Source organism: Pseudomonas sp. GW821-FHT09H03, from assembly GCF_059415945.1.
In genome coordinates, this window is record NZ_JBWKOF010000023.1 from 59,966 (window position 1) to 70,016 (window position 10,051).

General features: G+C 62.6%; 10 protein-coding genes. 2 read left to right on the top strand and 8 right to left on the bottom strand.

Annotated features, from left to right (window positions below):
• Window positions 1-85: 85 nt before the first annotated feature.
• The 7 genes from AC07OG_RS24740 to AC07OG_RS24770 all read right to left on the bottom strand — a co-directional run bounded on the left by AC07OG_RS24740 (window position 86) and on the right by AC07OG_RS24770 (window position 7,447).
• Window positions 86-448, bottom strand: coding sequence for a Na+/H+ antiporter subunit G (locus tag AC07OG_RS24740; RefSeq protein ID WP_495068352.1), 363 nt, complete (start codon window positions 446-448; stop codon window positions 86-88).
• Complete coding sequence (locus AC07OG_RS24745) at window positions 445-723, bottom strand: K+/H+ antiporter subunit F (RefSeq protein WP_060543745.1); 279 nt, start codon at window positions 721-723, stop codon at window positions 445-447. The genes AC07OG_RS24740 and AC07OG_RS24745 overlap by 4 nt, the downstream gene beginning before the upstream one ends.
• Window positions 720-1,208, bottom strand: coding sequence for a Na+/H+ antiporter subunit E (locus tag AC07OG_RS24750; RefSeq protein ID WP_060543744.1), 489 nt, complete (start codon window positions 1,206-1,208; stop codon window positions 720-722). The genes AC07OG_RS24745 and AC07OG_RS24750 overlap by 4 nt, the downstream gene beginning before the upstream one ends.
• Window positions 1,205-2,890 (bottom strand): monovalent cation/H+ antiporter subunit D, encoded by a 1,686-nt coding sequence (locus AC07OG_RS24755; RefSeq protein WP_218423341.1) that lies wholly within the window; start codon window positions 2,888-2,890, stop codon window positions 1,205-1,207. The genes AC07OG_RS24750 and AC07OG_RS24755 overlap by 4 nt, the downstream gene beginning before the upstream one ends.
• Entirely contained in the window at window positions 2,887-3,231 is a 345-nt protein-coding gene (locus AC07OG_RS24760) for a Na+/H+ antiporter subunit C (RefSeq protein WP_007986256.1), read from the bottom strand. Before AC07OG_RS24760 ends, AC07OG_RS24755 begins: the two co-directional genes overlap by 4 nt.
• A complete protein-coding gene (locus AC07OG_RS24765; protein ID WP_495068353.1) occupies window positions 3,231-6,149 on the bottom strand; it encodes a monovalent cation/H+ antiporter subunit A in 2,919 nt (972 codons plus the stop codon). The genes AC07OG_RS24760 and AC07OG_RS24765 overlap by 1 nt, the downstream gene beginning before the upstream one ends.
• 272 nt (window positions 6,150-6,421) lie before the next feature.
• Entirely contained in the window at window positions 6,422-7,447 is a 1,026-nt protein-coding gene (locus tag AC07OG_RS24770) for a DMT family transporter (protein WP_495068354.1), read from the bottom strand.
• Here AC07OG_RS24770 and AC07OG_RS24775 point away from each other — a divergent pair.
• Window positions 7,442-8,005, top strand: a complete 564-nt coding sequence (locus tag AC07OG_RS24775) for a helix-turn-helix domain-containing protein (RefSeq protein ID WP_060543740.1) — start codon at window positions 7,442-7,444, stop codon at window positions 8,003-8,005. The genes AC07OG_RS24770 and AC07OG_RS24775 overlap by 6 nt on opposite strands.
• A gap of 14 nt (window positions 8,006-8,019) precedes the next feature.
• Window positions 8,020-9,426, top strand: a complete 1,407-nt coding sequence (locus AC07OG_RS24780) for an FAD/NAD(P)-binding protein (protein WP_495068355.1) — start codon at window positions 8,020-8,022, stop codon at window positions 9,424-9,426.
• A gap of 69 nt (window positions 9,427-9,495) precedes the next feature.
• Here the strand turns inward: AC07OG_RS24780 and AC07OG_RS24785 are convergent, their stop codons facing one another.
• Complete coding sequence (locus tag AC07OG_RS24785) at window positions 9,496-9,708, bottom strand: hypothetical protein (protein ID WP_495068356.1); 213 nt, start codon at window positions 9,706-9,708, stop codon at window positions 9,496-9,498.
• Window positions 9,709-10,051 lie beyond the last annotated feature (343 nt).

Consider the following 10,051-nt stretch of genomic DNA (forward strand, 5'->3'; position numbering starts at 1 on the left):
CACAAATTTTAGCTTTGCTGAAGATTTCCTGTGGGAGCGGGCTTGCTCGCGAAGGGGCCATTCCTTGCTCCACAAGAACTCCTGATCAGCTCCCGCTCTCTGTGCGCCGACTGGATACCTCGGCCGGCACATCATCCCCGGCCATGCGCTTGCGAAACAGCGCCGCGCGGGCCAGCAGCAAAGTAGTCACGGGCACGGTAATCGCCAGCAGGATAGGGATCAGCCAGGCGTGCAGCACCGGCCCGGACTTGAGCGCCGAAAAATAGATGATCGAGGCCAGCGCCACGCTCCAGGCTCCCAGTGTCGAGGCCAGTGCCGGCGGGTGCATGCGCTGGAAGTAATCCTTCATCCGCAGCAGGCCGACGGCACCGATCAGCGCGAACAGGCTGCCGCAGACCAACAGGATCGCCACCGGGATTTCCACCCATAAAGACAGTTGTGCGTTCATTCGATCACCTCGCCACGCAGAAGGAATTTCGCCAGGGCGAACGAGCCGACAAAACCGAACAGCGCAATCAGCAGCGCCGCCTCGAAGTAGGTGTCACTGGCGTAGCGAATGCCCAGTGTCAGCATCATCAGCATGGCGACGATGTACAGGTAGTCCAGGGCCAGCACCCGGTCCTGGGCAGACGGCCCCTTGAACAGGCGGATCAGGGTCAGAATCATCGCCAGGGAAAACACAAACAGGCTCAGCAGGATCGCATTCGACAGCAATGGGCTCATTCGAAGATCTCCATTAACGGGCGTTCATAGGTCGCCTTGAAGTGCTGGATGAACAGCGCCTCGTCGTCCAGGTCGAAAACGTGCAGCAGCAGGATGCTGCGGTCCAGGGCCAACTCCGACCAGATCGTGCCCGGCACCACCGTGGTGATCATCGACAGTGCAGCCAGCCCGTTGGCATCACGCAGGTCCAGTGGCACCTTGATGAAGCGTGAGCGCGGTGGGCGACGACCCGCATTGAGCACGTTCCAGGCCACGGCGAGATTGGACACCAGCACATCGCGACCGACCACCAGGATCAGGCGCAGGATCACCCCTGGCCGGCGAATGCGCACATGGGACGGACGCAGCCTGCGCATCATCAGGGGTGCACAGAAACCCAGCGCCGCGCCCAGCAGCAGGTTACCCGGGCTCATCGACAGGTTCAGCAGCAACCACAGCAGCCATAGGGATAGCGACAGCCATGGCGCAGGGAACAGGCGCTTCATGGTTGCACCTCCAGCATCGCAGCCGGGGCTGTCGGGTTCGGTACCACCCGGGTATCGAGCACGGCATTGACGTATTGCTGCGGGTTGTTCAAGGCATCGGCGGCGGCCTGGGTGAAGCGCAACAGGGGCTCGGCCTTGAAGGTCAGCGCAATGCTCAGGCCCAGCAGGGCGAATATCGGCACGCACTCCAGACGCCGCAGCAGCGGCGATGGACGTTCCGCGGGGGTCCAGAAGCGCTGGATGCCCAGGCGCGAGAAGGCGATCAACGACGCCAGCCCCGACACAATCAACAGGACCAGCAGAGCCCATGCGGCGTTCGATATCGGTGTGTTGCCGCTATCGCCCAGCCCCAGTGGATTGAGCAGGGCGTTGAGCAGCCCGAGCTTGCCGATGAAACCGGAGAGTGGCGGCATGCCGATGATCAGCAAGGCGCAGGCAATGAAACCCAGGCCGAGAAACGCCATGGTCCAGGGAATCACCTGGCCGACCACTACTTTTTGATCGTCGTCGAGGTTGATGCCTTTGGGTGGATGCAGGGACTCCAGGGGGCGCGGCAGCAGTCCGGCTTCGTCCTCCAGTTGGATTTCGTTGGCCGAGCGCGAGCGCTCGATCAGTTCGGCGAGCAAAAACAGCGCGCTCAATGCCAGGGTCGAGCTGACCAGATAAAACAGCGCGGCGCCAATCAGGTTCGGCTGGGCGAAACCGATGGCCGACAGCAAGATCCCCGCCGATACCAGAATGCTCAGGCTGGCCATGCGCTCCAGGCGTTGTGCGGCGAGAATGGCAATGGCCGCGCAGACGATAGTGGCCATGCCGCCGTAGATCAGCCAGTCACCACCAAAAAACGCCGACGCGCCGGCCTGGGCAGAGAACAGCAGGGTCCACAGGCGCAGCAAGGTATAGATGCCGACCTTGGTCATGATCGCGAACATCGCCGCCACCGGTGCGCTCGCCGCAGAGTAGGCCGGCACCAGCCAGAAGTTCAGCGGCCACATTCCGGCCTTGGCCAGGAACGCCACCGCGAGAATGCCCGCACCGGCATGCAGCAAGCCGCGGTCGGCGTCCGATACCAGCGGGATCTTCAGCGCCAGGTCGGCCATGTTCAGGGTGCCGGTGACCCCGTAGATCAACGCCGCGCCAATCAGGAACAGCGACGAGGCCAGCAGGTTGATCGAGATGTAATGCAGCCCCGACGACACCCGTGCCCGCCCCGAGCCGTGCAGCATCAGCCCGTAGGACGCGGCCAGCAGTACTTCGAAGAACACGAACAGGTTGAACAGATCCGCTGTGAGGAAGGCGCCGTACAGGCCCATCAACTGGATCTGGAACAAGGCATGGAAGCTCGAACCTGCGCTGTCCCAGCGGGCCATGGCGAACAGCAACGCGCTGACACCGATGATTCCGGTCAGCACCAGCATCAGTGCCGACAGGCGATCGACCACCAGCACCAGGCCGAATGGCACCTGCCAGTTGCTCGGCAGGTAGACGCCAATCGAACCGGGTACGCCGGTAGTTTGCGTCCATTGCAACAGCGCCACGGCAATGCCCAGCCCGAGCAGGCTGGAGAGCAGGTTGATTTTCGCCTTCAGCGGGCGGTGTTTTTCGCCGAGCATCAGCATGATCGCCGCGGTCAACAGCGGCAGCAGGATCGGTGCGACGATCAGGTGAGTCATCGCCATCATTCCTTGGGCTCCCGGCCATCCACGTGGTCGGTGCCGGTCAGGCCCCGGGACGCGAGCAGCACCACCAGGAACAGTGCGGTCATGGCGAAGCTGATGACGATCGCGGTCAGGACCAGCGCCTGTGGCAACGGATCGGTGTAATGCAACAGATCCTGAGGCACACCGTCCTTGATGATCGGCTCCTTGCCAATGAACAGGCTGCCCATGCTGAAGATGAACAGATTGACGCCATAGGACAGCAGGCACAGGCCCATGACCACCTGGAACGTCCGAGGCCGCAGGATCAGCCAGACGCCGGACGCGGCCAGTACGCCGATGGCGATTGCGATGACTTCTTCCATCAGACGGCTCCCTTGGCTGCAGCGGTTTTAGGCTGGGCAGCGGTTTTGTGACCCCGTACCGATTGGTGGGCGAGGGCGGTGAGGATCAACAGGGTCGAACCGACCACCACTGCGTATACGCCGACATCGAAGAACAGTGCGCTGGCCAGGTGAATGTCGCCCAGCAGCGGCAGGTCGAAATGCCAGGTATGGGTGGTCAGGAACGGATATCCGACCGCCATTGCGCCCAGCCCGGTCATCGTCGCGAACAGCAGCCCGGTGCCCATCCAGCGCAGCGGACGCAGGCTCATTTGCGCCTCGACCCACTGGGTGCCGGCCACCATGTACTGCAGGATGAACGCCACCGACATCACCAGCCCCGCGACGAATCCGCCGCCGGGCTGGTTGTGCCCGCGCATGAACAGGTAGAACGACACCACCAGGGCCACCGGCAGCAGCAGGCGCACCAGCACCGCCGGCACCATCATGAAACCGAGTGCGGTGTCGCTGGCGTGACGCGGGTTGACCAGATCTGTGACCACGTCCGGTGCCAGCAAACGCTGCTGGGCCGGCAGTTGCAGGCTCTCTTTCGGTGGCCGGAAGCGGCGCAGCAGGGCGTACACGGTCAGCGCCACGGCCACCAGCACGGTGATTTCACCGAGGGTGTCGAAGCCGCGGAAATCCACCAGCATCACGTTGACCACGTTGCTGCCACCGCCCTCGGGCAAGGCGCGGCTCAGGTAGAACGAGGAAATGTCGTTTGGGGTCTGGCGGGTCAGCATGGCGTAGGCCAGCAGAGCCATGCCGACGCCGACCGAGGTCGACAACAGCAAGTCGCGAATACGCCGTACCCGCGCCCGGCGCAGGCTGCCCGGCAACGGCGAGACTTCTTCGATCCGTCGCGGCAGCCAGCGCAGACCCAGGAGGATCAGTACCGTGGTCACCACTTCGACGGCCAGTTGCGTCAGCGCCAGGTCCGGCGCCGAGAACCAGACGAACGTGACGCAGGTCATCAGGCCGCAGACGCTGACCATGGTCAGGGCGGCGAGTCGGTGGTACTTGGCCTGATACGCAGCGCCAAGGGCGCAGGCGATGGCCAGCAGCCACAGGGTGACGAACACGATCGACCCGGGGATCTTCGGCCGTTCACCCCAGCTCAGGCTGCTGTGCAACATCGGGATCAAGCCGGCCAGCACGGCGGCCAGCACCATCAGGAACAACTGCGCTTGCAGGCGCCGGGTGCCGAGCAGTTGGTCCAGGCGGCGAGCCATGCGCATCTTGATGACCAGGCCGCACTCGAACAGGCGCTTGCCGTCAAACCGGCCAATAAGCGGCGGACGGGTGATGCGCCCGCGCTTGAGCTGATTGCGCAATAGCAGGTAGAGCAGGGTGCCGCAGGACAGGGCAATCAGGCTCATGATCATCGGTGCGTTCAAGCCGTGCCAGATCGCCAGGCTGTACGCTGGCAATGTACCGCCAACCACCGGTTGTGCCGCGGCGGCGAGCAGCGGGCCGACCATCTGGGCCGGGAAAATACCCACCAGCAGGCAGGTGAACACCAGCAATTCTACCGGAGCACGCATCCACCGCGGCGGCTCGTGGGGCGTGTGGGGCAGGTCGGTGGCAGGCGGGCCGAAGAACACATCCACGGTAAAACGCAGGGAGTAAGCGACGCTGAACGTGCCGGCGATGGTGGCGACGATCGGCAGTGTCAGTTCAACCCAGGCCGTGGCGTTGATGAACACGGTTTCGGCGAAGAACATCTCTTTGGAGAGGAAGCCGTTGAGCAGCGGCACGCCGGCCATCGAGGCACTGGCGACCATGGCCAGGGTCGCGGTGTACGGAATCAGCTTGATCAGGCCGCTGAGCTTGCGGATGTCGCGGGTGCCGCTTTCGTGGTCGATGATCCCGGCGGCCATGAACAGCGAGGCCTTGAAGGTGGCGTGGTTGAGGATGTGGAACACCGCGGCCACGGCGGCCAGGGGGCTGTTCAGGCCGAGTAGCAGGGTGATCAGGCCCAGGTGGCTGATGGTCGAATAGGCCAGCAGGCCCTTGAGGTCGTTCTGGAACATCGCGCAGTAAGCGCCGAGCAGCAGGGTGCAGGCGCCGGCGCCGCTGACGATGTAGAACCATTCTTCACTGCCGGAAAGCGACGGCCACAGCCGTGCGAGCAGGAATACCCCGGCCTTGACCATGGTCGCCGAGTGCAGATACGCCGAGACCGGTGTCGGCGCGGCCATGGCGTGGGGCAGCCAGAAGTGGAAGGGGAATTGCGCGCTTTTGCTCAGGGCGCCGATCAGGATCAGGGGCAGGAGGATGGGGTAAAGGGCATGGGCACGAATCAGCTCGCCGGCGGCCAGGACCTTGTCCAGGTCATAGCTGCCGACCACATGGCCGAGCAGCATGACCCCCGCCAGCAGGCACAAGCCGCCCGCGCCAGTCACCATCAGCGCCATGTAGGCGCCACGGCGGGCATCGGCGCGGTGGTGCCAGTAGCCGATCAACAGGAATGAGAAGAGGCTGGTCAGTTCCCAGAAAAACACGATCTGGATCAGGTTGCCGGAGATCACCAGGCCGAGCATGGCCCCCATGAACGCCAGGAAAAACGCGAAGAAACGCGGCACCGGATCGTCCGGCGACATGTAGTAGCGGGCGTACAGCGACACCAGCGTGCCGATGCCCAGCACCAGCATGGAAAACAGCCAGGCAAAGCCGTCCATGCGCAGGACGAAGTTCAGCCCGAGGCTGGGCAACCAGAAGAATTCTTCGCGAATGACGCCGCCATGGGCGATCTGCGGGTACAGCAGGGCGACCTGGACTGTGCCGATCAAGGCGATCAGGCCTGCCAACAGGGACTCGGCATTGCGGGCGTTGTGCGGCAACACGGCCGCCAAACAGCTGCCAATGAATGGCAGAAGCAGTAGAACTATCAGGGACATAGGCTTCTAATCTGCGGAAGTTTGTGAAGCATCATACGTGCCAGTTCGCGGATCACCAAATGCGAAGCTGTCGCAGAATCCTACAAGATAGACGGAAAAGCCTTGTCCAACTTTGTTTCAGGGGGAGTGATTACAGCAGGGGCGGCCCCATCGCGAGCAGGCTCGCTCCCACAAGTCTGCAGGTGAACATAATTGCTACGTACAGCCAGAGGCACTGTGGGAGCGAGCTGGCTCGCGATGGGGTCTGCAGAGGCGACGCAAATTCAAGTGACTTAACCCTGGGTTTCGCGTTCTAGCCCTTCTTCCACAGGGCGAGCCTTACCCTTGGTCTTCAACTCACTGACAATCACCGCTGCCACAATCAACCCGGCCCCCACCAGGGCTATAGCCGGCAGGCGCTCCCCGGCAATGCGCCCGACAATCCCGGCCCACACCGGCTCGCCAGCGTAGATGAGGGTCGCCCGGGTTGGCGAGACGCTCTTCTGTGCCCAGTTCATCGCCACCTGGATCGCCGCGCTCGCCGCTCCCAGCCCCAAGGCGCTGCACAGCAGCAACCAGGAGAAGTCCGGAATCGCCTCGTGGGTCGGCACCACCATCAGGAACGACAGGATCGAAGTGACCGCCAGTTGCACCACCGTCACCCGGCGCACATCCACTTGCCCGGCATAGGTGCTGATCAGAATGATCTCCGCGGCAATCGCCACGGCGCTGATCAGGGTGGCGATTTCACCGGGACTGAAATTGAACGAAGCACCGGACGGACCGGACAACAGCATCAACCCGGTAAAGGCCAGCATGATGCCGATGCTGGGCATCAGCCCCGGGCGGCGGCCCAGCACCAGCCATTGCAGCAACGGCACGAAGGGCACATAGAGGGCGGTTATGAACGCTGACTGACTGCTGGGAATGCTCTGTAACCCCACCGTCTGCAAGCCATAGCCGAGCATGATCGCCACGCCGATAAATGATCCGGCCTTGAGCTCGAACAGGGTCAGTCCCCTCAGGTGCCGCCAGGAAAACAGGGCGACGATGCTGGCGGCAGCGGCAAAGCGCAGGCCGACGAAAAACATCGGGCCGCTGACGGTCATCGCGTGCTGGACCAGCAGGAAGGTGCCGCCCCAGACCATGGTAATCAGCACCAGCACCCATTCTGCCTTGCTGAAACTGGTGAAACGGGAGGAAGCCTGGGGGGAGTTCGCCGACGTCATGACCTTGCACGCTACAAAAGGGCGACGCACAATGCGTCGAATGTTGCGCAGTATACTGCCCAACCCCAGCCAGTGAGCAATATAGTGCACAAAGATTCTTCCCAACGGGCTTCGGTCCTTCAGCACGTCAGCCAGAATGTGCGCCGTTTGCGTCACGCCGCCGATATGAGCCAGAGTGCCCTGGCTGAACTGTCCGGGGTTAGCCGGCGCATGCTGGTGGCCATCGAAGCCGGCGAAAAGAACGTCAGCCTGACTACCCTCGATCGTGTCGCGCAAGCGCTGGATGTTGCCTTCAGCGACCTGATCCAGGCCCCGGACGCCCGGGATCCCAGTCGTATCAACGAGCTGGCCTGGACCGGCAAGATTGCCGGCAGCAAGGCCGTGCTGCTCTCCAAAGCCACGGCCAGCCGTGAAGTGGAACAGTGGGAGTGGTGCCTGCAACCGGGCGAGGTGTATCCGTCGGAACCGGACGCCGATGGCTGGAGCGAACAGATATATGTATTTGAGGGATGCCTGACGGTGATGCTTGGCGATGTGGCCAATAACATTGCCGCAGGCGAATTTTTCATGTTTGCCAGCAACCAGCCCCACTGTTATCGCAACGACGGACCGGTGGCGGCGCGTTTTGTGCGTAATGTGGTGATCTGAACAGGAAGTGCACGATGAGCCAGACCCTGAATAATGAAGCCGACATTCTGATTGTCGGCGGTGGCCTCAGCGGCGCGATGCTGGCGGCGCAGCTGTTGCGCCAGCCAGGCAAGCGCAAGGTCCTGGTGATCGAACCCCGTGGTGAACTTGGTCGGGGCGAGGCCTACAGTGCGGTGGAGCTGGGACATACGCTCAACGGCAATGCGGCGCGCATGAGCGTCGACCCGGACAACGCCGACGACCTGACTCAATGGCTAACCGAATACATTGCCGCCGGCGGCTGGCCGGAATCGGACCAGCAACAGGTGCCGATCAGCGAATTGTTCCCGCCCCGGGGCATTTTCGGCCTGTACGCACAACAGCGTCTGGCACAGGCGCAAGCGCTGGGCGCCTCAAACGGCTCGAGCGTTGAGCATGTACAAGCTGAAGTGGTGGACCTGCAGGTCGATCCGGACAAGGTGCGATTGACCTTGAGCGACGGTCGACACATGCAGGGCGCTTTTGCGGTGCTGGCCACGGGGATGTTTGCCGCAGCGCGCACGCCACAGACCCAATCCAGCGGCTTGAATGCTGCCGGCCTGGATCCTTGGGACGTGGCCGCCATGGCGCGACTCGACCCGCAGTCGACGGTGTTGATCATCGGCTCGGGCCTGACCATGGTCGATGCTGTGGTGTCGCTCGAACAGGCCGGGCATCGCGGGCCGATTGAAGTGTTCTCCCGACATGGCCTGCTACCCCATGTGCGCCGTCAGCCACCGGTCTGGGTGGATTTTCTGGCCGAAGATCACCGCATCCGTACGCCCCGGCAACTGCTGCGCGAATTGCGCCGGCACTGCCGGGACGCCATCGCCCAGGGCATTGACTGGCAGGCACCGCTGGACACCGTGCGCGCACATATCGGCCGCTTGTGGCACCAGGCGACGGACGTGCAGCGCCGGCAATTCGTGCGGCATGTGCGGCCGTGGTGGGAAAGCCATCATCATCGCTCGCCACCGTTGAGCGCAGAACTGGTGGAACGCTTGCACCGGGAAGGGCGGTTGCGCATTCAGGCGGCATCCTTCCATGGGCTTGAGCCTTCGACGAATGACGGCGTCGGTATTCGCATTCGACGTCGTGGTGAGATGCAGACCACCGTGGTTCATGGTGCAGCGTTGATCAACTCCAGCGGTATCGAATATGACTGGCGCCGGGTCGCGCGTCCGCTGCCCAGGCAATTGCTGGCCCGGGGACTGGTGCGGCCGGGGCCATTGGCGCTGGGTATCGCTGCAGAGGTTGACGGCGCGGTGGTTGATGCCAATGGCCAGGCTGCCAGTCGTCTGTTTGCCATGGGGCCGCCGTTGCGTGGCATTTGGTGGGAAAGCACGGCGGTGACCGATGTGGCGAGTCAGGCCAAGGCCCTGGCGCAGCGATTGGTGCAATAAAGGCTCAGATATATGACAAACCCCGCGATTGGCGGGGTTTGTCATTTCGGCGCGGTACAAAACCGTGGATCAATAGCGCTGATACTTCGAACCGAACTCGGGCCGGTTTTCTGCGACGTAGAGTTTTGCTGGTTGGTCTTTGCCGACGGTGTTCACATTTACTATTGCCGGTTGGGCGGCTTTGCTTACGGCAATCTGTGGTGAAGGGGTGTGTGGTGCGGCGATGGCGGATGTGGCGCCGAGCAGGGTAAGGGTGAAACCCAGGCTGAGGATGCTTTTCATGGTGTTGCTCCAGGGGGGGAAGATGTGTTCACTTTAGAGCTGGAGCCTGGTGATGAAAAAACACCCTTGCGCATAGTTATTATCGAGCTTGTTGATCGGCTTTTTGGTCTTGGCGGCCTCTGGGCCGACCAGGTTCCTGGTGGGTTGTGTACATATCCATTGCTTCGGTAACGGCGGCTTATGGTTTCGCCCTTACGGCGAGTCACTTTTAACAAACGCCTTAAAAGTAACCAAAAACGCTTGCCCCAGCGTCCGGCCCCTCGCTTAGGCTCGGCGTTCCTTCGCTCCGGTGTCCATCCGGGGGCATCGCCTCCGGTCGGCTTCGCTTCGACCTCCTCTCGAT

Coding starts and splice junctions, on each gene's coding strand:
- AC07OG_RS24740 (WP_495068352.1), bottom strand. CDS start 448: ATGAACGCACAACTGTCTTTATGGGTGGAAATCCCGGTGGCGATCCTG.
- AC07OG_RS24745 (WP_060543745.1), bottom strand. CDS start 723: ATGAGCCCATTGCTGTCGAATGCGATCCTGCTGAGCCTGTTTGTGTTT.
- AC07OG_RS24750 (WP_060543744.1), bottom strand. CDS start 1,208: ATGAAGCGCCTGTTCCCTGCGCCATGGCTGTCGCTATCCCTATGGCTG.
- AC07OG_RS24755 (WP_218423341.1), bottom strand. CDS start 2,890: ATGATGGCGATGACTCACCTGATCGTCGCACCGATCCTGCTGCCGCTG.
- AC07OG_RS24760 (WP_007986256.1), bottom strand. CDS start 3,231: ATGGAAGAAGTCATCGCAATCGCCATCGGCGTACTGGCCGCGTCCGGC.
- AC07OG_RS24765 (WP_495068353.1), bottom strand. CDS start 6,149: ATGTCCCTGATAGTTCTACTGCTTCTGCCATTCATTGGCAGCTGTTTG.
- AC07OG_RS24780 (WP_495068355.1), top strand. CDS start 8,020: ATGAGCCAGACCCTGAATAATGAAGCCGACATTCTGATTGTCGGCGGT.
- AC07OG_RS24785 (WP_495068356.1), bottom strand. CDS start 9,708: ATGAAAAGCATCCTCAGCCTGGGTTTCACCCTTACCCTGCTCGGCGCC.